We start from the raw sequence: 22,886 nt of genomic DNA on the forward strand, positions 1-22,886 counted from the left end.
GTCCACTCGCAAACGCGTTCCGTTACATCACATTTCGATCAAGGGGTCGTTACATTCACGGCGCAGGCGATTGTTGCTCCACTCCCCGCCCGGTCCGCGGTATTTCAGCGGAAGCCGCCACAGAGTGGAGCGCCAGTTGCACTCGTCAGTCGAGCCGAACCAATTCCCGCAGTGCCGACTCGTCCACCGCGTCGAGTCCGTCCAAGAATGCAGCAGCGAAGGTACCCGGACGCGACGTCGAGCGAGCCGCAATCTCCGACGCGACCGCCACGTGCGCGTGCGCGGCGGCGGCACCGATCAACGCAGACGGAGAAACGGAACAGTACGCCGCCGTCAGCGCACCCAATGCGCATCCGGTGGCCGTAACTCGTTGCAGCAGTGCGCTTCCGCCGCCGATCTTCACCGTCGAACCTTGCGCGAAGATGTGGTCGACCTCACCCGAGGCCGCTACGACCTCGGCGCGGTCGAGGAGAGAACGCGCCGCGTCGACGGAGTCCGCCACGTGCGCAGACGAATCCACGCCTCTCGATCCACCCTCAGCGCCCGCGAGTCCCATCACCTCGGAAGCATTTGCGCGAATCACGTTGGGCCGATTGGCAAGTAGTTCCACCGCGACCTGGGTTCGCCACGGCAGCCCGCCCGCTCCCACCGGATCGAGTACCCACGGCTTCCCCGCTGTTCGCGCGGCAGCCGATGCCAGACGCGAACTTTCCACCTGCGCGGCCGTCGGAGTTCCGAGATTGATCAGCACCGCGTCGGCGATCTCGGCGAAGCCGGCCGCCTCCTCCGGGTTGTCGACCATTGCCGGGGCCGCACCTGCCGCGAGCAGGGCGTTGGCGACGAATTGCACCGACACCGTATTGGTCAGACACTGCACCAGCGGATTGCGATCACGCAGCAGTCGATGCGCGGCAACGATGTCGTCCAGGGTCACACTCGAGGCATTCATCGCTGTCGAGTCTACGACCGCTCCCACCCCGTTCGCGTCAATGGACCACCCCACCCCCTTCGGATCAATGCGCCATTCTTGCAATCTGAGTGACTGAAAGCCACATTGATCCCAATTGGAGGTACAGAGCAAGCCGGGGGCGGGGCGGGGGTTGGGGCGGGGCGGGGTGAGGCAGCGAGGAGTCAGGCCACGCGAGTTTTGGTGCGCGGGATCCATTCGTAGACTCCGGCTGCGGCGTTGTGGTGCAGGGAGAGGTCGATGGCATCGAGGATTGCCTGTCGCGGCGCGGGGCGTCCGAGTTGCTTGGCGCTGATGGCCAGGCGCACCACTCCCCCGCGTCGGGCGGTGCGACCGGCCCCGAGTACGAGTGCTTTGAACCACCAGGGTTCGGCCTTGAAGCCTTCGCCGATTCCCCAGACCCGGGCGCGGATGGTGCCGTCGCGGTCGAGGTCGTGAATACCGTTGAGTGAGGCGATCATTCGGAATCCTGCATCCGGGAGCGCCTCGATGGCTCCGGGTGAGGCGATCCAGCGCGGAGCGGCGAACACTCGGGTACGCAGGCCGGTCTGTTCCATGACGCGGTCGGCGGCCATCAAGCGCAGTCGAGCTTCGTGACGCGGCAGTGCAGAGAATTCGGAGCGTCGACGCTTCGTCGCGGCCTGGTCGTAGCCGTGCAGAACGATGGCGTCGCCTCCGTCGCGTCGCGTCCGCAGCCATTCCTGGGTGGGCACGTCGGCTGCGAGCCGGTATTTGTCTTTCAGCCGCGGTGCGACGAGCAGCGACAGCGGGACGCCCCGTCCGTCGAGTTCTCGCGCGAACTCGGCGGCGTGCTCGTAGGTGTCGTTCTTGATTCCGCTCACCGACACGATCAGGCGTCCAGACATGACTCGAGCCTCGCACACCAGCGTGAACGAGGCTCGACGTCGATGCAGACAGAAGCTAAACGGCGATCGTTTCCTTCGGCAGGATCTTGTCGATCGCGGCGAGCACCTCGGGTGCGTCCGGCTCGGTGCGCGGGCGGAACCGGTTGGTGACGACGCCATCCGGGGAGATCAGGAACTTCTCGAAGTTCCACTGAACGTCTCCGGCGGTGCCGTCGGCGTCCTCGGTCTTGGTCAGTTCGGCGTAGAGGGGGTGCCGGTTGTCACCGTTGACGTCGACCTTCTCGGTCATCGCGAACGTGACGCCGTACGTGGTGGAGCAGAAAGTTTCGATTTCTTCGGCGGTGCCGGGCTCTTGGCCACCGAACTGGTTACACGGCACCCCGACGACCGACAGGCCACTGGCGGAGTACTCGTTGGCGAGCTTCTCCAGCTTTTCGTACTGCGGGGTCAGTCCGCACTTGGATGCGACATTGACCACGAGGACGGCCCGTCCGGCGTACTCGTCGAGCGAGGTGGGCGCACCACCCAGCGTGTTGATGCCGATGTTCTGAACTTCAGTCATCACCCGAACTTACCTGTGAGTACCGACAGAATGGAACCGACGCACAAAAGCAAGTACGACCCCGCTGGTGGCAGGGCCGTACTTGCGTTCTTCCGAACCGGGCGACGGGGGGATGCGCGTCGCCCGGCAGGTTCTTATGCCTTGGCGGCGTTCTTTTCGATGATGACCTGCTTGTCGGCGGGTCGCTCGTCCTCGGGGAGGTGGTCGTCGACCATGGTCTCCTCGTCGAACGGCAGGTTGCCGTCGAGCACCGTGTTGACCCGATCCTTATCGATCGTCTTGGTCCAGGTGCCGACCAGCAAGGTGGCAACGGCGTTACCCGAGAAGTTGGTGACGGCGCGGGCTTCGGACATGAAGCGGTCGATTCCGACGATGAGCTGAACACCGTCGAGCAGTTCCGGGCGGTGGCTCGACAGGCCGCCGGCGAGAGTCGCCAGGCCTGCTCCGGACACTCCGGCTGCGCCCTTGGAGGCGATGATCATGAACAGCAGCAGCGAGAACTGCTCCCCGATGGAGAGCGGCATGTTCATGGCGTCGGCGATGAAGATCGAGGCCATGGTCAGGTAGATCGCGGTGCCGTCGAGGTTGAACGAGTAACCGGTGGGGACGACGATGCCGACGGTGGTGCGCTCGACTCCGACGTGCTCCATCTTGGCGATCAGACGCGGCAGGGCCGATTCGGAGGACGACGTGGCAACGATGAGCAGGTACTCCCGGGCCAGGTACTTGACCAGCTTGAAGATCGAGAAGCCGGAGACGAACTTGAGAATCAGGCCGAGGAAGAAGAAGACGAAGATGAAGCAGGTGATGTAGAAGGCCAGCATCAGAGTGCCGAGCTGAATCACTGCGTCGAAGCCGGTCTTGCCGACGACACCGGCGATGGCACCGAAGGCACCGATCGGGGCGAGCCACAGGATCATCGTCAGGATGCGGAAGACGAGCTTCTGTACTGCGCCGATGCCCTTGAGGATGCCTTCACCCTGCTTGCCCATGGCCTGCAGTGCGAAACCGACGAGGATGGCGACGAACAGCGTCTGCAGAACAGAACCGGCCGTCAGCGACGAAAGCAGCGATGTCGGAATGATGCCTGCGATGAAGTCCATCGTCCCGCCGGCCTCGTGGGCGGTGTCGGCGAGCTTGAGTCCGGCGTCGTTCGGCGTGATGTTCAGTCCGTCACCGGGCTTGATGAGGTTGCCGACAACCATGCCGATACCGAGGGCGATGGTCGACATGCCGATGAAGTAAGCGAGCGCCAGGCCGCCGACTCGGCCGACGCTGGCTGCGGCGCGTACCGACCCGATGCCGAGGACGATGGTGCAGAAGATGACCGGGCTGATCATCATCTTGATCAGGCTGACGAAGAGCGTGCCGAGGATCGACAGGTCGGACGCGAAATCCTTGGCCACCAACCCGACGATGATGCCGGCGATGACGGCGATGATCACCGCGATGTAGAGCCAGTGCGTTCTGTCGCGCTTCTTCTTCGGCTCGGACGACGGATTGTCGTTCCGCTCAGCGTCGGTGCTGATAGTCATGGACGTTCCTTAGTGTTCCGGTGGTGCGTGAATGTGGCTGGTGGCTTCGTGATCGCCGGAGTGGAGTGAGGTGGGTCACCCCTGCTGAGAGATGATGTTGCTGCACCCAGTGACTGGAGTCACCTATACGTTCATTCTGTTCACATCGATGTTTCTTGTCTGAAAGGAATGTGTTGTCCTCGAAGCGGCCGCTGAGCGTGGCGGGGCAGGTATTGGTCCTGCAACTGGTCGTCATGGCCGTCGTCGTTCTCGCCGGCGGGATACTGACGATCCTCAACGAGAGGTCCAACAGCGACGACGCCACCCGACGTGAGGTGACGGCGATCGCGGTGAGTATCGCCAACGAACCGTCGACGCCGCTGGCCATCGAATCCGAAGACCCGACGTCTCGTCTGCAGCCGGAAACGGAGAAGATCAGGCAGGTCACCGGGGTCGACTTCATCGTCGTCATGGCTCCCGATCGCACCCGCTTCACGCACACCACCGTCGACCTGATCGGTAAACCGTTCAGCGGCAACATCGATCGCGCACTGCTCGGTGAGACGTTCACCGAGACGTACGTGGGCTCTCTCGGCCCGTCCATCAGGGCGGTCACACCCGTCACCGATACCGACGGCGAGATCGTCGGTCTCGTGTCCGCTGGAGTCACCCGCCAGAAGATCAGCGATCAGTTCCTGCAAGGCCTGCCGTTGATCCTCGCCGTCGTGCTCGCGGCCTTCGTCGTCGCTGCGGCCGGTTCGACGCTGCTCAGCCGCCGGCTACGGCGTCAGACATTGGGAATGGCTCCGGCCGAATTGCGGACGATGTACGAGCATCACGACGCCGTTCTGCATTCCATCGGCGAGGGCCTGTTGGTGTTCGGACGCAGCGACGAGGCGGAGTTGGTCAACGACGAGGCCCGACGCCTTCTCGACCTACCGGACGGGCCGGTGTCGCTGACGTCGTTGCCGGAGTCGATGCAACAGATGGACACCGGGATCGTCCGCGGTGAGCTGCACCTGACGAAAGATCGTGTACTCGTCGTCAACCAGGATCCGGTCATGTGGGAGGGCAAACGCCTGGGTAACGTCCTGACGATTCGCGATCAGACCGAGTTGCGTTCGTTGATGGGCGAATTGGATTCGGTGCGCAGTTTCGCGGAGTCACTGCGCTCGCAGGCGCACGAGGCGGCGAATCGATTGCACACGGTCATCACGATGGTCGAGCTCGGTCGGCCCGAAGAAGCCGTCGAATTCGCGACGGCCGATCTCGAACTCTCCCAGACGCTCATCGACCGGTTGATGAACGCGGTCGGCGAGCCTGCGCTCGCGGCGCTGTTGCTCGGCAAGGTCAGCCAGGCTGCCGAACAGGGCGTCGAGCTGACGATCACCGACGACACGGCGATGGAACACGAAGGGGTTCTGACTGCTCGCGAATTGGTGACGCTGGTCGGCAATCTGATAGACAATGCGATCGATGCCTCGAAAGAATCCGACCAGCCGTGGGTCGAAGTGACGGTCCGCGACGCCGACGGTGAACTCGTCGTCCGGGTGGCCGACAGTGGTCCCGGCATGCCACCGGAAACCTTGAAAGCTGCTCTCCTGCGCGGATATTCGACCAAATCCGGATCTCGCGGACTCGGCCTCGCGTTGGTGACGCAGGTGATCACGCGGCACGGTGGCACGTTGACCTCGGAAGTGACGTACGGGTCGGTGTTGGTTGCGACCATTCCGGGGGCGACGTCGTGATCCGCGTACTGATCGTCGACGACGAACCGCTCATCGCCGAGGCCCACAAGACGTACGTCGAGCGGACGCCCGGTTTCGACGTGGCCGGCGTCGCGCACACCGGCGCTGCGGCCATGCGATTCGCCAGCACCGAACCCGTCGATCTGGTGTTGCTGGACATCGGCCTGCCCGACGCCAGTGGCATCGACGTCGCCGCGGCGCTCGGCGGTCTGCGTCCGAGCCCCGACGTCATTGCCATCACCTCCGAACGTGATCTGTCGGTGGTGCGTTCGGCAGTGGCGCACGGCATCGTGCTGTATCTGCTCAAACCGTTCACGTTCGCTGCGTTCCGAGACAAGCTCGAGCGCTATCGCGAATTCCACGATGCATTACCCGCCGGCGAGAACGCGTCCAGTCAGCGAGACATCGACCGTGCGATGGCACACCTGCGCACGGCCGACGAACGCGTCTCCACCCCCAAAGGCATTGCCCCACAGACGATGGACGGCATCACCGCCAGCGTCAAGGAATCCGTCGACGGCCTCAACGCCTCCGAGGCGGCCAAGGTTGTCGGCGTATCCCGGGTGACGGCCTGGCGCTACCTCGAACGACTGGCCGACGACGGCCTGGTCACCCGGCACACCGAATACGGCAAAGCCGGGCGACCGCAGGTCCGCTATGTGTGGCGCTGACGCGCCAGTGGTGTGGTTGAGTGCCCCCTGGGGCGCTTGATCACTCCACTGCGGCGCCAGCCGCACTCACGATCCACGCGTACTCGAAAGCCGCTTCTTTCCATTTCTCGTAGCGTCCGCTGACTCCGCCGTGTCCGGCGCTCATTTCGGTCTTGAGCAGCAGGTCCGAGTCCCCGGTCTTCGTGGCACGCAGGGCCGCAACCCATTTGGCCGGTTCGACGTACAGGACGCGGGTGTCGTTGATGGACGTGATCGCGAGGATCGACGGGTAGTCCTTGGCCTCGACGTTCTCGTAGGGGCTGTACGACTTCATGTAGTCGTACACCTCCTTGTCCGCCAACGGGTTTCCCCACTCGTCCCATTCGATCACCGTCAACGGCAGCGACGGGTCGAGGATGGAGGTGAGTGGGTCGACGAACGGAACGTTGGCCAGGATGCCGTTGAACAGCTCGGGTGCGAGGTTGGCCACCGCACCCATCAGCAGACCACCTGCGCTGCCGCCGTCGGCGACCAGATGCTTCGGTGAGGTACGGCCGGTGTCGATCAGATGCTGTGCGGCAGCGATGAAGTCGGTGAACGTGTTCTTCTTCTGCAGTGTCTTGCCCTGGTCGTACCAGTGCCTACCCATCTCACCGCCGCCGCGCACGTGTGCGACGACGAAGACGATGCCGCGGTCGAGCAGGGACAGACGCGCTACCGAGAACGACGGGTCCATCGATGCCTCGTACGATCCGTAGCCGTACAGCAGCGTGGGAGCAGGCCCCTCGGGGACGTCCTTGCGAGCGATGACCGACAGCGGAATCTGTGTTCCGTCCGGCGCGGTCGCCCACTCTCGGTGCTGCACATAGTCGCCGGCGTCGAACTCACCGAGAACCGGCTGCGATTTGCGGAGCAGCAATTCCCCGCTCGCGATATCCAGGTCGTAGACCTGACCGGGCGTGATGAAGGAGGTGTAGACCATCCTCAGCAGGGGCTGGTCCCACTCCGGGTTCGAGCCGGCTCCGACCGAATAGAGCTCCTCGTCGAACTCGAGCTCGCGGTATTCGCCGTATCCCTCGTCGGTCAGCGGCCAGATTGCCATGCGGGTCAACGCTTCTCGGCGGTAGGTGAAGATCAGGTGGCCGGCGAAGGCGTCGATGTCCTCGACTCGGACGTCGCTCTGATGCGGAACCAGAATGCGCTGATCGAGTGGATCGCTGACCGGGGCCTCGGCGAGCAGGAAGTTCTCGGCCTTCTCCCCCTCGGTGCCCCAGCCGTTGACCGAGCCGTTGTGGGTGATCAGGAAGCGATCCTCACCGGCCACGACGGCGTGTTCGATGCTGTACTCGATGCCGTCCGTGCGCGGCAGCACGACGCGGAATTCGCCCTCGGGATCGGTGGATTCGAGGACGAGGCACTCGGAGGTGATCTTCGAGCCGACCCAGATCATCAGGTACTTCTCGCTACGGGTGGAACCGAATCCGACCCAGTAGCTCTCGTCGGGCTCGTGGAAGACCTTGACGTCCTCGGCCTTACCGAGGGTGTGCCGCCAGACGGTGTCGGGACGCCAGGACTCGTCGACCGTCAGGTAAAAGACATGCGTGGCGTCGGCGGTCCAGGTGGCACCCGGCGCGACGTTCTCGATGGTGTCGGCGAGCAGTTCACCGGTCTCGAGGTTCTTGAAACGCAGCGTGTACCGCTCGTCGCCCTCGGTGTCGGTGGAATACGCCAGCAACGTGCCGTCGAGGCTGATCGAGAATGCCCCGAGCGAGAAGAAGTCGTGACCCTCCGCCTCGACGTTGGCGTCGAGCAGGATCTGCTCCCCCGGCACGTCCACGTCGGAAGACAGCGTCGGCGGTGTCCAGTCGTCGGGAGAGTCGACGGGGCAACGGCATTGGAGGCCGTACGACTTACCCTCGACGGTGCGCGAGTAATACCACCACTGGCCCATGCGCGTCGGCACGGACAGGTCGGTCTCCTGGGTGCGCGATTTGATCTCGTCGAAGATCTTGCCGCGGAGTGCTTCCAGTCCGGCCGTCTGCTGCTCGGTGTACGCGTTCTCGGCTTCGAGGTAGGCGATCACCTCGGGGTCTTCCTTGGCGCGCAACCACTCGTAGTTGTCGATGAACGTGTCGCCGTGATGGGTGCGCCCCTGCGGCACCTTCTTGGCAATGGGAGGGGTGATCGTCATGGCGTGACCCAATCGTCGAAGTTCAGGCCCGAGATGCGCTCGTAGGCCTCGATGTAGCGGCTGCGCGTTGCGGCGACGACGTCGTCGGGCAACGGTGGCGGTGGGGTGTCGGACGCTCGGTCCCAGCCGGATTCGCCGGTCAGCCAGTCGCGAACGAACTGCTTGTCGAAACTGGGCTGAACGCGACCCTCTTCGTACGAATCGGCAGGCCAGTAGCGCGAGGAATCGGGGGTGAGCACCTCGTCGGCGAGAACGAGGTTGCCGTCGGCATCGGTCCCGAACTCGAACTTGGTGTCCGCGAGAATGATTCCGCGTTCCAGAGCGAAGTTGGCTGCACGCGAATAGATCTCGATGGTGTCTTCGCGGAGTTTGAAGGCCAGCTCGGCACCAACCAGTTCGACGGCCTGGTCGAACGTGATGTTCTCGTCGTGCTCGCCCAGTTCGGCCTTGGCGGCAGGAGTGAAGATGACCTCGTCGAGTTTGCTCGATTCGATCAGGCCGGGCGGCAGTTCGACGCCGCACACGGCACCGGTCGCGTTGTAATCCGCCAACCCGGATCCGGTGAGATAGCCGCGAGCAACGCACTCGATCGGCACCATGTTCAGCTTCTTCACCACCAGGGCGCGGCCGATCAGTTCGGCGGGGATGCGTTCGTCGAGCGGATCACCGGCCAGGTGATTGACGCCGCCGAGCTCCTCGAAGAAGAACACGCTCATCGCCGTCAACACACGTCCCTTGTCCGGGATCGGGGTGTCGAGGATGTGGTCGTAGGCCGAGATTCGATCGCTCGCGACGAGCAGCAGATGCGCGTCGTCGATCGTGTACAGATCGCGGACCTTGCCGCCGGCCAGATGCTCGTAGCTACTCAGTGATGGTCGCACGAGGCTCAACACTATCTGGGCCGGTGCCGCCACGTCGGCGGGCAGGGATCACAATGAGTAGCAATGGCAACGACCGAATCGACCCCGGACATCGGATTCCGCTCCGAACGCGGTCCCATCCTGATCGCGCTGATGCTCAGCTCGTCGCTGGTTGCGCTGGACGCGACGATCATCGCCACTGCGGTGCTCACCATCGTCGGCGACCTCGGCGGGTTTGCGCAGTTCCCGTGGTTGTTCTCGATCTACCTGCTGGCACAGGCTGTCTCGGTGCCGCTCTACGGCAAATTGTCCGATCTGTTCGGGCGCAAGAAGATCATGGTGTTCGGCATCGCGGTGTTCTGCCTGGGCTCGATTCTGTGCGGCCTGGCGTGGAGCATGCCTGCTCTGATTGCTTTCCGCGCGATTCAGGGACTCGGCGCGGGTGCCGTCCAGCCGATGTCCATCACCATCGCGGGCGACATCTACACGCTGCCCGAGCGCGCCAAGGTGCAGGGCTACCTGGCCAGCGTGTGGGCGATCTCTTCGGTGCTCGGCCCCGCCCTCGGTGGCGTCTTCTCCGAGTACCTGTCGTGGCGGTGGATCTTTTTCATCAACATTCCGCTGTGCGCGGTGGCGGCGTTCATGTTGCTGCGCAAGTTCGAGGAAGGCGCTGTCGAACGCGCCAAGCCGAAGATCGATTACCTCGGTGCCGCTCTGCTCACCGTCGGCGCGACGATGGTGCTCCTCGGCCTGCTCGAAGGCGGCCAGTCCTGGGCCTGGGGTTCGCCGATCAGCATCGCGATCTTCGTCGTGGGCTTCCTACTGCTGGCGGTGTTCGCATGGGTCGAGTCCCGCGCCGAGGAGCCGATCCTGCCGCTGTGGGTGTTCACCCGGCGGGTGCTTGTGGTCAGCAGCTTCATCTCGTTGCTCGTCGGCGCATTGATCCTGGGACTGACGTCCTACGTCCCGACCTTCGTACAGGGCGTGTTCGGCACCGGAGCCATCATCGCCGGCTTCTCGCTGTCCACGCTGACCCTCGGCTGGCCGATCGCGGCATCCCAGTCCGGGCGGGTGTACCTGCGCTTCGGCTTCCGCACGACGGCAGTGGTCGGCGGTTCGATCGGGATCGTGGGTACGGCACTGACGACTCTGCTCGACGCCGATTCGCAGATCTGGCACGTCGCGGCGATGTGCTTCGTCATCGGCCTCGGCATGGGGTTGATCGCGAGCCCCACCTTGATCGCCGCACAGTCGAGCGTCGAGTGGCCCGAACGCGGCGTCGTCACCTCCACCAACATGTTCGCCCGTTCACTCGGTAGCGCCGTCGGCGTCGCGGTGTTCGGTGCCATCGTCAACGCCCGTGTGTCCGGAGATCCAGAACCCGAACAACTGTCCGACGCCATCCATCTGGTCTTCATCGGAGTGCTGGTCGCCGCCGTCCTGATGACTGTCGCTGCGGTGTTCATGCCCAGGCGCACGGCCCGATAACTCGCCCACTGGTCCCGCCGCGTACCGCGACCGGAACCCTGCGTCACGGCATCAACGCACCGAACGCGGAAACCAGTGCACCGGTGAGGTCACCGAGACCTTCACGGCTGTACCGGGAGCGAATCGGTCGCAGGCCCGAGCGACGACGCGCAGCCGGAGCCCGGTATCGCGGTGTCGCACAGTGACCGAGCATTCGGGGCCGGTGAACACTTCGTGTTCGACGAGAAATTCGCCGTCCTCGCGCTCCGAGACCACCAACTGTTCGGGCCGGAGCAAGACCTGCCCCATACCCGTTGCCCTGGTGGTGGATTCGAGACGACCGAGAACGGTGTCGACCCAACCGTCGCGCGCGGCAGCGTCGACGTAATAGGCGTCGCCGACGAAGCTCGCCACAGCCGGCGTGGTGGGCCGCTCGTACAGTGCACGCGGCGTATCGACCTGCGCACAGCGCCCGCCCAGCAGAACCGCAACCCGATCCGCGGTGCCCAGAGCCTCGGCCCGATCGTGGGTGACGAGAATCGACGCGGTCTTGCTGGTGAGCAACAACTCTCGCACGTCCTGCCGAATCGAGGTCCGCAGACCTGCATCGAGAGCAGCGAACGGCTCGTCCATCAACACCACCGACGGAGCCGGGGCCAACGCGCGCGCCAACGCGATCCGCTGCTGCTGCCCGCCCGAGAGTTCGCTGGGTCGAACCGCACCGGCGTCGGGCAGTCCGACGAGCTCGAGCATCTCGTCGACGCGTCGGGCCCGTTCGGCTCGGCCCGACAGGTACGGCCGCACGAACCCTGTGCGCAAACCGAATTCGATGTTTCGGCGCACCGTCAGATGTGGAAACAGTCCACCTTCCTGCGGCATCAGGCCTACTCCCCGCTTCTCCGGTGGCACCTGAACACGCCCGGCGACGGAGAGGTCGCGCCCGTCGGCGGTGATGCGGCCCGCGTCGATACGGTGCAGGCCTGCGATCGATCGCAGCAGAGTCGTCTTGCCGCAGCCTGAGGGTCCGAGAACGGCGAGCATCTCACCGTCGCCGAGGTCGAGATCGATTCCGTGCAGCACCGTCGTACTGCCGTACGAGGCAACGAGATCGGACATCACCATGCTCATGACAGTGTCACTCGCTTTCGCGTCGTACGCCGCAGCGCCCGAGTCAGGACGATCGTCGGGACCACAGAGATCAGGATCAACGCGAGGGCGTAAGGGGCTGCCTCGCCGTAGCGGAATGCCTCGGTGGTGGACCACAGCGTGGTCGCGAGCGTGTCCACACCGCGGGGACGCAGCATCAACGTCGCCGGTAATTCCTTGGCGACGGTCAGGAACACCAGGGCGGCTCCGGCCGCGATGCCGGGCGCGGCGACAGGAATCGTCACCCGCAGGTCGGTGCGCACTCGCCCGGCACCGAGGGTCCGTGAAACATCCTCGAGCACAACCGGAGTGGCGTCGACGACCGATCGGGTGCTGCCGACGGCCAACGGCAGGAACAGCACCACGTACGCCAGCACCAGCAGCACCGCGGTCTGATAGAACGACGGCAGAAATCTGATTCCGAGAAACACCGTCGCCAGTCCCACGGTGATACCCGGGAGACCGTGCGCAATGTACGTGGACAACTCGGCGGTGCGCGCACTGCGGGACGTGGACCGGGCCGCGAACAACGCCACCGGCAACGCAAGCACGGCTACCACCAGAGCAGCAGTCGCCGAGTACTGAACTGTCTTGGCGCTGACAGCCAGCACGTCCGCCCAGTCGACGGTGAAGCGCAGCGATCGACTGAGCCATCGCGCCAGGGCCAGAATCGGTACCAGCACCGAAACACCGAGGGCTGCAACGATAACGGCCAGAGCAGGCACGCGCCACCGGCCAAGAACCACAGGCTCGGCCATCCGGTCGGTACCCGATCCCACGCGCGCCGTGGCCCCGCGTCGAGCACGCCGTTCGAGGAGGGTCAACACCAACGCGCCCACCACGAGGACCAACCCGAGAACAGCGGCCGCGGTGCGATCGAGCCCGCCGCGGTAGGCGCTGTAGATGCCCAGAGTGAAGGCGTCGTACCGCATCAGTGCCACCGCCCCGAAGTCACTGATGGTGTACAGCGCCACCAACAACGCGCCTGCTGCCGCAGCCGGAACGACGCGACGGCACTCGACGGTCAGCGCGGTGCGTACAGCGCCTCGACCGAGGGTTCGCGAGACCTCGGCCAACGACGGGTCCGCGGTGGCGAACGCCGCGGACACCGGCAACATCACCAGCGGGAAGCACGACAACGTGAGCACCAGCGCAGCACCGGAAAATCCTGCAAGGGAGGGAAATTCAGCGATCCACAGATACCCGGACACGTACGACGGGATGGCCAGCGGTGCCGCGAGGATCATCGAGAAGATGCGTCGACCCGGTAGATCGGTTCGGACGGTCAACCAGGCGAGCAGCGTGCCCACCACGACGGAGGCGACCACCACGGTGAGCGCGAGCGTGGCCGTCCGGACAACGAGGTCGAGGGTGCGTTGCCGCAGGAGCAGCCGCAGTACCTTCTCGGTTCCGCCGTCGAACGCTCGAACGAACAGGTACACCAAGGGTGTCAGCGTCAGCGCTCCCACGCACAACGCGGTCGTCCCGAGAACGGGACGACCGCCGAAGTGGCGCCGCCGAAGCGGCTGGAGTGCGGACACGAACACCGACTAGATGATTCCGACGTCGGTGAGCAGGGTTTGCGTGGCTTCGAGGGCCGAGAGCCGGCCCAGGTCGAGGTCGGTCGAACCCAGGTCCGACAGCGGCGGCAGGTCGTAGTCGGACGTGACGCCGTCGATGACGGGGTATTCGGCGGTCTCGTTCGCGAAGTAAGTCTGCGATTCGGTCGAGAGCAGCTCACGCACGAAATCGAATGCCGCTTCCTGGTTGTCCGACGCCGCCAGCACACCGGCACCGGCGACGTTGATCAATGCGCCGGGGTCGCCGGGCTCGAAGTAGTGCAGCTCGACGGGAGCGTCGGCACCGTTCTCGTCCTTGAACGGGTACCAGTAGTAGTGGTTGAGCAGTCCCGTGGCGACCTGCCCGTCGTTGACGGCGGTCAGCAGCGGACCGTTGCCCTCGAACGCGACCGGCTCGTTGGCGACGAATCCTTCGAGCCAGGTGCGAGCACCCTCCTCGCCGCGCTGCACGCGCAGCGCGGTGACGAACGCCTGGAACGACGCGTTGGTCGGTGCGTAGCCGATCTGTCCGCGCCAGCGTGGGTCGAGCAGTCCGTCGATACCGGTGGGCAGGTCTGCTGCCTGTACCGAATCGGAGTTGTAGGCCAGCACGCGGGCCCGTGCGGACGTGGCGACCCAGGTGCCGTCGGTGCCGCGGTACTGCTCGGGGACGAGCGCGAGGATGTCCTCGGGCAGCGGTGCGAGCGCCCCTGCTTCGTCGAGGGCCCCCAGTGCACCTGCATCCTGGCCGTAGAAGACGTCGGCCGGCGTCGCGTCGCCCTCTTCGAGGATCTTCGCGGCCTGGGCGTTGGTGTTGCCCGAGTAATCGACCTCGATGCCGCCGCCGATGCGTTCGATCAGGGGGTCGACGAGTTCTTCGCCGCGGCCGGAGTACACCACCAGGGCGGACTCTGCGGTGGCGGACTCTGAGGTGGAGGTGGTGTCACCGGAGTCCGAAGAGCTGCAGGCGACCAAACCGAGGGCAAGGGTTGCACTGCACGAGAGCAGCGCCAGACGGCGAACGGTGAACACGGTTCTCCTGACGAAAACGGGTCAAACGGACAATTCGAGAAAGTACACCACCAAGGTGAGGCTCAGCTACTTTCCCCCCGGATTGAACGACCGGCAGCCCGGGCATTCCCGCCCGATGACCGAACGCGTGCTCGTCACCGGTGCCAGCATCGCCGGCCCCACCGTCGCCTACTGGCTCGACAGAGCGGGATACGACGTCGTCGTCGTCGAGCGCAGTCCGCAGCTGCGTCTGGGCGGCCAGAACATCGACGTCCGCGGTAGTGGACGCGAGGTGCTGCGGCGCATGGGCCTGGAGCAGACCCTGCTGGCCAACGGCACCACCGAGAAGGGCACCAGATTCGTCGACGATTCCGACGCCACCATCGCGGCCTTTCCGGCCGGAGACGGATCACACGACGGGCCGACGGCGGAGATGGAGATTCTGCGCGGCGAGTTCGCGCGGATTCTCGTCGAATCAGCCGGTCCGCGAACCGAGTACCGGTACGGCGATCGCGTCGTCGACGTGGCTCAGGATGCCGACGGCGTCGATGTCACGTTCGCGTCGAACGCAGCGGAAAGGTTCGACCTCGTCCTGTTCGCCGACGGAATCCGTTCCAGTAGCAGAGAACTGGCGTTTCCTGCCGAGGCGGAGACCACGCCGGTCGGCCTGTACACCGCCTACGGGGTTTTGCCGAAGAGACCGAGTGACGACGGCTGGTGGCGGTGGTACAACGCCGCCGGATCCAGGGTCGCCAATCTGCGCCCGGACAACCTCGGCACGACGCGTTTCAGCCTGTCCTGGGTGTCCGACGATGGCGGGTACGAGGGCGCGTCCACCGAACAGGTGGTTGCCGCCTTGCGAGCGAAGTTCGCCGACGCCGGTTGGGAAGTGCCCCGAATTCTCGACTCGCTCGGTCCGGACTCGGAACTCTACGTCGACTACCTCGCGCAGGTGAAGGCTCCGCGCTGGTCGAACGGGAGAATCGGCATGCTCGGCGACGCCGCCTGGTGCGCAACACCATTGAGCGGGATGGGCACCACGTTGTCGGTCACCGGGGCCTACGTGCTCGCCGGGGAACTCGCCCGAGCGCGCGATCATCGCACCGGGTTCGAGGCCTTCGAGGCGCGCATGCGTCCGTTCGTGAATCAGGCTCAGAAGCTTCCGCCCGGCGTGCCTCGCGTCGCGCATCCGAAAACGACTGTGGGAGTAGCTGCTTTTCGCACCGTGCTGCGCCTGGCCGGATCGAAGCCGGTCCAGGCGGTCACGAGCAGATTCCTCGGTCCCGACGCGGCGACGCTGGAATTGCCCGACTACGAATTTCGGCGTTAGAGCCCGACCCGCTCGAGCAGCGCGTCGAACGCCTCGCTGGCTTCCTGCTCGGTGCGGCCGGATTCGATGACGCCGTTGTACACCGCGAGCGCCTCCTCCTGGTACTGCTTGTACTTTTCGAGCCACTTCTCCGAGTCAGCGCGCCAGTAGCCGATGATGTCGAAATACTTGTTGTCGTAACCCAAGTCCTTGCGGAAGTACTTGCGTACCCGACGCGAGGACGACGCCTCTGCGGCGAACCACACGTAGCCGCGCCCCTCGGGTAGCGGGTAGGCGAGCACCGCGTCGTCGAGCACGCTGGCGCTGTCTCCGTTTCCGGATCCGATACGCCAATCGAATGTCACGTCGGCGGCTGTCTCGAACGTCTGGATGTCACCGCGTTCGAGTACCTCGACAATCGCGTGTGCGCGGGTGCCTGCGGGCAACTGTTCGACCAGTCGACCCAGTGCTGGAACTCCGGTCATATCGGCCACCAGCAGCAGCCAATCGACGTCGGCGGGCGGTGAGTACCACGACCGCGGACGGGTGAAGAGCACCGTCTGACCGGGGGCGGCCTGCTGGGCCCAGGTGGCCGCGACGCCACCCTCGTGTGCGAAGAAGTCGATGGTCAACTGGCCGCGGTCGGGATCGACGCGTCGGATCGTGTAGTTCCGGCCCTCCGGCGCGTTCTCGAGGCCGTGGAACCACCACAGGCCGTCGACCTCGGTCATCGGCGGCGGTGCCGACTCGCCTTCACGCGGAAAGTAGACCCCGACGCACTCGTCGGGTGCCCCGAGCGTGCGGTAACCGGCGACGTGCTCGCCGCCGAAGGTGACGCGCACCATGTGCACGGTGAGCTGCTCCACCGCAACGACGTCGGCGTAGTGGAAACCACGCTGCTGATCGGTCATCTTCGTCCTCGATACATCTCTCGTCCGACTGTGCGAGAACCCTCAGGCTAACTCGGCGGCAATTCTGTTCGATTCTAAACTAAGCCTTGCCTAGCCTGCCAGCGGCCACCTTGGGTATCACCAACGGAGTGTGCGATTCGGGATCGTCGATGATGCGGCACTGCAGTCCGAACACCGCCTCCACCAAGTCGGCGGTGACGATCTCCGCCGGTGGGCCCTCGGTGACCACCGCGCCGTCCTTCATCGCGATGATGTGGTCGGCGTATCGACATGCGTGGTTGAGATCGTGCAACACCGCGACGAGGGTGTTGCCGTTGTCCCGATTCAACGTGGCCAGCAGGTCGAGAAGTTCGATCTGGTGCGCGATGTCGAGAAAGGTCGTCGGCTCGTCCAAGAGCAACAGCGGTGTCTGTTGCGCGAGAACCATTGCCACCCAAACTCTTTGCCGCTGTCCACCGGACAGCTCGTCGACCGGACGGGCCGACAGCGACGTCACTCCGGTCGCAGTCATGGCCTCCACCACCGCGGCCTCGTCCGCGACGGACCATTGCCGAATCAACTTCTGATGCGGATAGCGGCCTCGCGCAACGAGATCGGCCACCGAGATGCCGTCCGGCGCGATGGAGGTTTGCGGCAGGAGCCCGAGTCGGCGGGCGACCTCCTTCGCCGGGTACGACGAGATGGACTTGCCGTCGAGCAATACCGTGCCGCCGGTCGGCTTCAGCAGCCGCGACAACGCGCGCAACAGTGTCGATTTACCGCAGGCGTTCGGCCCGACGATCACGGTGAACTTGCCGTCGGGAATGTCGACGGTCAACTTCTCGCTGATGATTCGTTTGTCGTATCCAACGGTGATGCCGTCCGCGTACAGGCGTGGCCTCGTCGTCATTGCTTCCGCCCTTCTCGTGCCAACAACCAGACGAAGTACGCGCCGCCCACACAGACCGTCACCACGCCGACCGGAAGCTGAGTGGGTGCGAACACTCGTTGCGCTGCAACGTCACTGACGATCAGGAGCAGAGCGCCCATGCACGCCGCCGGCACCATCGCCACCGACGAGGTACCGGTGAGTCGCCGAGCCAACTGCGGTGCCGCGAGCGCAACGAACGAAATGGGCCCCGCTGCGGCCGTGACCAGTGCCGTGAGGGCGACCCCGAGAATCACCAGCATCAGACGCGTCGGCTCGACGCGGATTCCGAGCGCTCTCGCCGCGTCGTCACCCATCTCGAGTACCGGTAGCCGTGTCGACAGCGCCGCCGCCACGGGGGTGACGACAGCCAGGGCCACGAGAACGGGAACCACCTGCGGCCACCCCAACCCGTTGAGTGTGCCCGCGCCCCAGACGGCGGCTGCGATTGCCTCGGAGACATCGGCTTTCACCACGAGCCAGGTATTGACGGACGCCAGGACGGCACTGACCGCGATACCGACGATGATCAATCGAAAGCCCTGCACGCCGCGCTTGTAGGCGAGCACGTACACCACGGCGGCGGCCACCAGTCCCCCGACGAGCGCGCCCGCTCCGGTCCGATAGTAACCGCCGCCGAGCGTCAGGATGACGACGAGAGCGCCGGTGTACGCGCCGGTCGAGAAGCCGATGATGTCCGGGCTGCCCAACGGATTTCGCGTCAACGACTGAAAGATCGCACCCGACACCCCCAGGGCAGCTCCGAACAGGAATGCCAGGGCAACCCGGGGGAACCGCGACTGCATGACGACGATCTCGGTGATGCGCGGGGCGTCGCCGAACACCGCCGCGAGCACCTGGCCCGGTGGAACGTGGTAATCGCCGGTGCCGATCGCGAGGACGGCGACAACCGCTGTCAGCAACAGCAGGGCCGCGCAGACGAGGACCGTACGAACGTCGATTCGTGCGCCCAGCACTGTGCGAACGATCCACACCCTTCTGCCGAAGTCGATGTTCCCGGCGCGCGGTGCCCGGATCACAGCCCGCTCGCCCTCTTCCGGCGGACCAACAGGATCAGAACGGGAGCCCCGACGAAGGCGGTGACGATACCGACCTGCAACTCCCCCGGCTCGATGACGATTCGGCCGACGACGTCGGCGAACAACAGCAGCGCCGGTGCCGCGAACACGGTGTGGATCAGAATCCAACGCTGGTCCGGCCCGACGAACCAGCGCACCATGTGCGGCACCATCAGCCCCACGAACCCGACCGGTCCCGCCGCCGCAGTCGCTGCTCCGGCCAACAGGGTCACCGCAACGACCCCGACGGTCCGCGTCCGAAGCGCATTGGCTCCCAACGACCGGGCCAGCTCGTCGCCCAGTGCGATCGCATTGAGCGGACGCGCGACGAGCGCCGCAAGACACAGTCCGAGTACGACGAACGGGCCGGTCGCCGCCGCGATGTCGAGGCCTCGACCCGCCAACGAGCCTGCGCCCCAGAACCGCATCCTGGCGAAGGCGTCCGGGTCCAGCAGCAGCATCCCGGAGGTGACGCCGCCGAGCACCGCACCGAGGGCAATACCGGAGAGCGTCAAGCGAATCGGAGTGGCACCCGCTCGTCCCACCGAACCCAGCGCGTACACCGCGACGGTGGCGAGAACGGCACCGACGAACGCGAACCACACATAGAAGCGAACGTCGGTCACGCCCAACACCCCGACTGCGAAGGCGACGAAGAGTGCCGCTCCGGCATTGACGCCCAGAATGCCCGGGTCGGCCAACGGGTTGCGCGTCATCGCCTGGATCAGCGCGCCCGCGACGCCGAGCGCGGTACCGACGAGCACACCGAGCACGGTCCGCGGAACTCGGAGCTCACGGACGATCACGGCGTCGGTGGAACCGTTCGAAGACCACAGTGCGTGCCAGACGTCACCGACAGCGATGTTCTCGGCTCCCACAGCGATACTCACCAGGCACAGAATCGCGAGGACGGCGACGACGAGAATCAGACCGGCGGTCCTGCCGGCATCGGTTCGGGCCAGACCACCGACGAGAGCCGGAACATCGCTCTGTTCCGGCTCGTCGCCCGCAGTGATACCCCGCCGTTTCACACCACCGAACGCACCCTCGCACCCACCGCGGACTTGACGATCTCACCGCTGCGCACAGCGATGTTGGACAGCAGAGAGGACGTCAAACCGTGGGTGTGCTCGGTGCCGCCCTGCAGGTAGATCGAACCCACTGTCGATCCACGCGTGACGAGCCGGTAGTCCCGCGTCACGCGCGGACCGTGCGCATCGAATTCGACGGCGTCGAACAACGGCCCGAGGATGTCGGGCAGATCGAGTGACGTGAAGCCGGTGGCATAGACGACAGCGTCGCACAGCACGTCCTCGGCCAGTCCTGTCGGCCCGTGTTCCACCGATGCCCGCACGCCCGACGCCTCCTCCGTGACATCGGCCAGTCGGGAGGCTCCGTGCACGAACAGCCGGCGCTGTCCGCTGACCCGCTCGGCGTACTCGCGCGCGTACAGCTCCTCGATCAGGGGCAGGTCGACGGCGGAGTAGTTGGTTCCGCGGTGATAGTGCAGCAGCTGATCGCGCAGGGAATGCGAGGACGAGTAGAAGTCGTCGACGGCGGTCGGATCGAAGATGCGGTTGGCGTAGGGGCTATCGTCGGCCGGGCTGTACCCGTACTTGCGCAGTACCGCATGCACGGACGCGTCCGGATAGGTCGAATGCAGGTAGTCGACCACTTCGGCTGCGCTCTGCCCGGCACCGACGACGACGAACGTGCGGTGAGTGCGCGACGGCAGCCGGTCGAGGTGGCCGAGCAGGTCGTGATTGTGGAATTGCCGCGCCGACGCGCTGACTCCGTCCGGCAGGGCCGCGGTCAGGCCGCCGGCGAGCACGATGTTGCGGCCGCGGACGGTCCCGGTGCGTCGCCCCTCGGTGCGGACGCCGTAACCGTCACCGGTGTCGACGACCGCGGACGCCCGCGTGCCGTAGTGCACCGCGGCGTCGACTTTGCCTGCAGCCCAGGACAGGTAGTCGTGGAACTCGAGCCGGCTGGGGAAGAACGTCTGCAGATTGATGAAGTGGTTGAGCCGGCCCCGTTCGGCGAGATACGACAGAAACGTGTACTCGCTGCTCGCATTGCGCTGGGTGGCAAGGTCTTTGAGGAAGGAGATCTGCATCGTGGTTCCCGGCAGCAACATTCCGGGGTGCCAGGCGAACTCGTCCTTCGACTCGAGGAAGCACGACGTCAGTCGCTCGGCCGGCGCGCACTGTCGATTGTGTTCCTCGATCGCGATGGCCAAGCCGAGGTTGGAGGGCCCGAAGCCGACCCCGACGATGTCGTATTCGCCGTCGAGGTCGCCGCTGTAGTCGTCGCTCGGGCTCATCGGATGCTCGCCCCCGACATCTGATCGAGCGCACCGGGGACCGGTTCGGCAGGGTCCACTCCGAGGGCAACGATGCTGTTGTCCGAGTCGACGTGCACCACAGAGGGACTGTGTGTGGACAGCTCGGCGTTCTCGACCTGACGGAACGACATGATGATCACCAGATCACCCGGAGACACCAGATGGGCCGCGGCACCGTTGATTCCGATCACGCCGGATCCCGGATGGCCTTCGATCACGTAGGTGACCAAGCGAGCGCCGTTGGTGATGTCGACGACGTGGACCTGTTCGCCCTCGATCAGATCGGCCGCCTGCATCAGAGTCGAATCGATCGTGATGGACCCGACGTAGTGCAGATCGGCGTGAGTGACAGTGGCACGGTGGATCTTTCCACCCAGCATGGTGCGGTGCATCAGGCGTCGTTCTCCTTCTTGCGGACGAGATATGGGGCAACGCTGGCGAGCTTCTCGCAGGTCTCGTCGAATTCACGTTCGGGCTTGGACTGGCCGACGATGCCGGCTCCGGCACGCAGCCATGCGGAACCCTGCTGCTCGTAGACGGCGCGCAGCACGAGTGCTGCTTCGAATTCTCCCGTGGACGATGCCTTCACGACGGCACCGGAGTACAGGCCGCGTGGTGAGTCGTCGAGCCGACCGATGGCGTCGATGGCCTCCTTCTTCGGGATCCCCGACGCCGTGACGGCCGGAAACAGGGCACCGAAGGCATCCCAGCAGGACAGGTCCTCGCGCAGGCGTGCGCGCACGGTGGACGCGAGATGTTGGACACTTCCCCGTTCGCGCACGCTCATGAAGTCCGAGACGGCCGTCGACCCCGGGCTGGCGATCGATTCGAGTTCCTCGAACGAGGTACGCACGGACACAGCGTGTTCGGTGATCTCTTTCGGATCCTGTTCGAGATCGGACTTCGCTGCCGAGTCGGCATCGGAACCGAGTCCGAACGCTCTCGTTCCCGCGAGCGGCTCGGTGGTGACGATCCCGTGTGCGTCGACGGAGGCGACCAATTCCGGGCTGAAGCCTGCGGCACGCAGATCGCCGAGATGCAGCAGAAAAGAGCGGGCCGGAGTGTTCGCCGTACGCCCGGCGCGGTAGGTGCCCGGCATGTCGAGATCGAATGGGATACGCACGCTCCGGGACAGAATGACCTTGGCGTAGTCGCCCCGTCGGATTTCCGTTACGGCCTGTTCGACGCGGCCGCGGTAGTCGTCGAGATCTCCGCCGACGTCGAGAGCGTGCACGGTCGGCAGCTCGTCGCCGCCGATCGCGTCGAGCGCGGCCAGTACCGAGGCGCGGTCCTCGTTGCTGCCGGTCACCTCGACGGCATCGTGTTCGCGGCCGAAGCGGACCTCGACGCGGGGCACCACCAGGTGCGCGAGGATGTCGTCGGCGTCGCGCCCGGCGGCAGTGGACCGATCGACGTCGTGCAGGTGCTCCGCGAACCCGAAACCGACGAATCCGTAAGCGTTCCACTGTTCTCGGGTCAGGCCCGTGCACGCCTCGCTCAGAGCCGCTGCCGGGTTACCGGACCAGCTCCGCTCGGTCGGTTCTCCGGCCCCCCAGGTGGTGGTCACGAGGTGGGGCCGAAGCACGATGCGAGCGACCACGCCGCCCGCGAACACCCAGCGTCCCCGGTCCTCGTACACGACGTACTCGTCGAACAATCCGGACTCCGCCAACGCGACGACCGTACGCAGTCCCCGCTGCAGTTCGGTCCCCTCGGCCGTGTCCATCGTCGTTTCTTCGACAACGGTCATTGTGTGTGCACTCCTGACGGTGAATCGGTCCGTGACCGCGCATTG

The 22,886-nt window shown here is 65.3% G+C and carries 20 protein-coding genes; 4 read left to right on the forward strand and 16 right to left on the reverse strand.

From position 1 onward, the window contains the following. Window positions 1-145: 145 nt before the first annotated feature. The 4 genes from thiM to J2X62_RS03915 form a co-directional block, all read right to left on the reverse strand. Window positions 146-949 (reverse strand): hydroxyethylthiazole kinase, encoded by an 804-nt coding sequence (thiM, locus tag J2X62_RS03900; protein WP_310177685.1) that lies wholly within the window; start codon window positions 947-949, stop codon window positions 146-148. 182 nt (window positions 950-1,131) lie between these two features. Continuing rightward, the gene (locus J2X62_RS03905) at window positions 1,132-1,833 is read right to left on the reverse strand and encodes a DUF2334 domain-containing protein (RefSeq protein ID WP_032367942.1); all 702 of its coding nucleotides are present in this window, start codon (window positions 1,831-1,833) and stop codon (window positions 1,132-1,134) included. Between the two features lie 55 nt (window positions 1,834-1,888). Further along, window positions 1,889-2,398 (reverse strand): glutathione peroxidase, encoded by a 510-nt coding sequence (locus J2X62_RS03910; protein ID WP_027495833.1) that lies wholly within the window; start codon window positions 2,396-2,398, stop codon window positions 1,889-1,891. Between the two features lie 131 nt (window positions 2,399-2,529). Next, window positions 2,530-3,930, reverse strand: coding sequence for a cation:dicarboxylate symporter family transporter (locus J2X62_RS03915; protein WP_032367551.1), 1,401 nt, complete (start codon window positions 3,928-3,930; stop codon window positions 2,530-2,532). Between the two features lie 233 nt (window positions 3,931-4,163). Here J2X62_RS03915 and J2X62_RS03920 point away from each other — a divergent pair, with 233 nt between their 5' ends. Beyond that, the gene (locus J2X62_RS03920; protein ID WP_310179320.1) at window positions 4,164-5,657 is read left to right on the forward strand and encodes a sensor histidine kinase; all 1,494 of its coding nucleotides are present in this window, start codon (window positions 4,164-4,166) and stop codon (window positions 5,655-5,657) included. Next, window positions 5,654-6,328, forward strand: coding sequence for a response regulator (locus J2X62_RS03925; RefSeq protein ID WP_032374017.1), 675 nt, complete (start codon window positions 5,654-5,656; stop codon window positions 6,326-6,328). The genes J2X62_RS03920 and J2X62_RS03925 overlap by 4 nt, the downstream gene beginning before the upstream one ends. A gap of 40 nt (window positions 6,329-6,368) precedes the next feature. On the opposite strand, the gene J2X62_RS03930 is transcribed toward J2X62_RS03925, so the two are convergent. After that, window positions 6,369-8,498: a S9 family peptidase gene (locus tag J2X62_RS03930; RefSeq protein ID WP_032367550.1), complete on the reverse strand. Its 2,130-nt coding sequence runs from the start codon at window positions 8,496-8,498 to the stop codon at window positions 6,369-6,371. After that, on the reverse strand, window positions 8,495-9,379 hold the full coding sequence (locus tag J2X62_RS03935; RefSeq protein WP_094621728.1) for a phosphoribosylaminoimidazolesuccinocarboxamide synthase: 885 nt from the start codon (window positions 9,377-9,379) through the stop codon (window positions 8,495-8,497). Before J2X62_RS03935 ends, J2X62_RS03930 begins: the two co-directional genes overlap by 4 nt. Before the next feature lie 63 nt (window positions 9,380-9,442). On the opposite strand from J2X62_RS03935, the gene J2X62_RS03940 reads away from it, so the two are divergent. Beyond that, the gene (locus tag J2X62_RS03940) at window positions 9,443-10,846 is read left to right on the forward strand and encodes an MDR family MFS transporter (protein WP_310177699.1); all 1,404 of its coding nucleotides are present in this window, start codon (window positions 9,443-9,445) and stop codon (window positions 10,844-10,846) included. A 51-nt stretch (window positions 10,847-10,897) separates the two neighbouring features. Here the strand turns inward: J2X62_RS03940 and J2X62_RS03945 are convergent, their stop codons facing one another. From J2X62_RS03945 to J2X62_RS03955, 3 genes are read right to left on the reverse strand one after another with little or no spacing between them, the layout of a single operon-like run. After that, the gene (locus J2X62_RS03945) at window positions 10,898-11,947 is read right to left on the reverse strand and encodes an ABC transporter ATP-binding protein (protein WP_256983390.1); all 1,050 of its coding nucleotides are present in this window, start codon (window positions 11,945-11,947) and stop codon (window positions 10,898-10,900) included. A gap of 2 nt (window positions 11,948-11,949) precedes the next feature. Beyond that, window positions 11,950-13,512 carry an iron ABC transporter permease gene (locus J2X62_RS03950; protein WP_283548487.1) on the reverse strand — a complete coding sequence of 521 codons (1,563 nt, stop codon included), beginning with the start codon at window positions 13,510-13,512 and terminating at the stop codon, window positions 11,950-11,952. A gap of 9 nt (window positions 13,513-13,521) precedes the next feature. Beyond that, entirely contained in the window at window positions 13,522-14,562 is a 1,041-nt protein-coding gene (locus tag J2X62_RS03955; RefSeq protein ID WP_310177703.1) for an iron ABC transporter substrate-binding protein, read from the reverse strand. Between the two features lie 115 nt (window positions 14,563-14,677). Here J2X62_RS03955 and J2X62_RS03960 point away from each other — a divergent pair, with 115 nt between their 5' ends. After that, complete coding sequence (locus J2X62_RS03960; protein WP_094644430.1) at window positions 14,678-15,871, forward strand: FAD-dependent monooxygenase; 1,194 nt, start codon at window positions 14,678-14,680, stop codon at window positions 15,869-15,871. Here J2X62_RS03960 and J2X62_RS03965 read toward each other — a convergent pair. The 7 genes from J2X62_RS03965 to J2X62_RS03995 form a co-directional block, all read right to left on the reverse strand. Then, the gene (locus tag J2X62_RS03965; protein WP_032367547.1) at window positions 15,868-16,761 is read right to left on the reverse strand and encodes a siderophore-interacting protein; all 894 of its coding nucleotides are present in this window, start codon (window positions 16,759-16,761) and stop codon (window positions 15,868-15,870) included. The genes J2X62_RS03960 and J2X62_RS03965 overlap by 4 nt on opposite strands. A gap of 79 nt (window positions 16,762-16,840) precedes the next feature. Further along, on the reverse strand, window positions 16,841-17,650 hold the full coding sequence (locus tag J2X62_RS03970) for an ABC transporter ATP-binding protein (protein WP_027495821.1): 810 nt from the start codon (window positions 17,648-17,650) through the stop codon (window positions 16,841-16,843). Continuing rightward, on the reverse strand, window positions 17,647-18,708 hold the full coding sequence (locus J2X62_RS03975; protein WP_371829095.1) for a FecCD family ABC transporter permease: 1,062 nt from the start codon (window positions 18,706-18,708) through the stop codon (window positions 17,647-17,649). The genes J2X62_RS03970 and J2X62_RS03975 overlap by 4 nt, the downstream gene beginning before the upstream one ends. Continuing rightward, window positions 18,705-19,763: an iron chelate uptake ABC transporter family permease subunit gene (locus J2X62_RS03980; protein WP_310179323.1), complete on the reverse strand. Its 1,059-nt coding sequence runs from the start codon at window positions 19,761-19,763 to the stop codon at window positions 18,705-18,707. Before J2X62_RS03980 ends, J2X62_RS03975 begins: the two co-directional genes overlap by 4 nt. Before the next feature lie 11 nt (window positions 19,764-19,774). Then, window positions 19,775-21,070, reverse strand: coding sequence for a SidA/IucD/PvdA family monooxygenase (locus J2X62_RS03985; RefSeq protein WP_310177707.1), 1,296 nt, complete (start codon window positions 21,068-21,070; stop codon window positions 19,775-19,777). Continuing rightward, window positions 21,067-21,483 (reverse strand): aspartate 1-decarboxylase, encoded by a 417-nt coding sequence (gene panD, locus J2X62_RS03990; RefSeq protein WP_032374025.1) that lies wholly within the window; start codon window positions 21,481-21,483, stop codon window positions 21,067-21,069. The genes J2X62_RS03985 and panD overlap by 4 nt, the downstream gene beginning before the upstream one ends. Then, complete coding sequence (locus J2X62_RS03995) at window positions 21,483-22,841, reverse strand: salicylate synthase (RefSeq protein ID WP_310177709.1); 1,359 nt, start codon at window positions 22,839-22,841, stop codon at window positions 21,483-21,485. The genes panD and J2X62_RS03995 overlap by 1 nt, the downstream gene beginning before the upstream one ends. Window positions 22,842-22,886 lie beyond the last annotated feature (45 nt).

Origin of the sequence: Rhodococcus sp. 3258, from assembly GCF_031456475.1 — a bacterium.
GTDB classification, from domain to species: Bacteria; Actinomycetota; Actinomycetes; order Mycobacteriales; family Mycobacteriaceae; genus Rhodococcoides; species Rhodococcoides fascians.

Coding starts and splice junctions, on each gene's coding strand:
- thiM (WP_310177685.1), bottom strand. CDS start 949: ATGAATGCCTCGAGTGTGACCCTGGACGACATCGTTGCCGCGCATCGA.
- J2X62_RS03905 (WP_032367942.1), bottom strand. CDS start 1,833: ATGTCTGGACGCCTGATCGTGTCGGTGAGCGGAATCAAGAACGACACC.
- J2X62_RS03915 (WP_032367551.1), bottom strand. CDS start 3,930: ATGACTATCAGCACCGACGCTGAGCGGAACGACAATCCGTCGTCCGAG.
- J2X62_RS03920 (WP_310179320.1), top strand. CDS start 4,164: ATGGCCGTCGTCGTTCTCGCCGGCGGGATACTGACGATCCTCAACGAG.
- J2X62_RS03930 (WP_032367550.1), bottom strand. CDS start 8,498: ATGACGATCACCCCTCCCATTGCCAAGAAGGTGCCGCAGGGGCGCACC.
- J2X62_RS03940 (WP_310177699.1), top strand. CDS start 9,443: ATGGCAACGACCGAATCGACCCCGGACATCGGATTCCGCTCCGAACGC.
- J2X62_RS03945 (WP_256983390.1), bottom strand. CDS start 11,947: ATGGTGATGTCCGATCTCGTTGCCTCGTACGGCAGTACGACGGTGCTG.
- J2X62_RS03960 (WP_094644430.1), top strand. CDS start 14,678: ATGACCGAACGCGTGCTCGTCACCGGTGCCAGCATCGCCGGCCCCACC.
- J2X62_RS03965 (WP_032367547.1), bottom strand. CDS start 16,761: ATGACCGATCAGCAGCGTGGTTTCCACTACGCCGACGTCGTTGCGGTG.
- J2X62_RS03970 (WP_027495821.1), bottom strand. CDS start 17,650: ATGACGACGAGGCCACGCCTGTACGCGGACGGCATCACCGTTGGATAC.
- J2X62_RS03985 (WP_310177707.1), bottom strand. CDS start 21,070: ATGAGCCCGAGCGACGACTACAGCGGCGACCTCGACGGCGAATACGAC.
- panD (WP_032374025.1), bottom strand. CDS start 21,483: ATGCACCGCACCATGCTGGGTGGAAAGATCCACCGTGCCACTGTCACT.
- J2X62_RS03995 (WP_310177709.1), bottom strand. CDS start 22,841: ATGACCGTTGTCGAAGAAACGACGATGGACACGGCCGAGGGGACCGAA.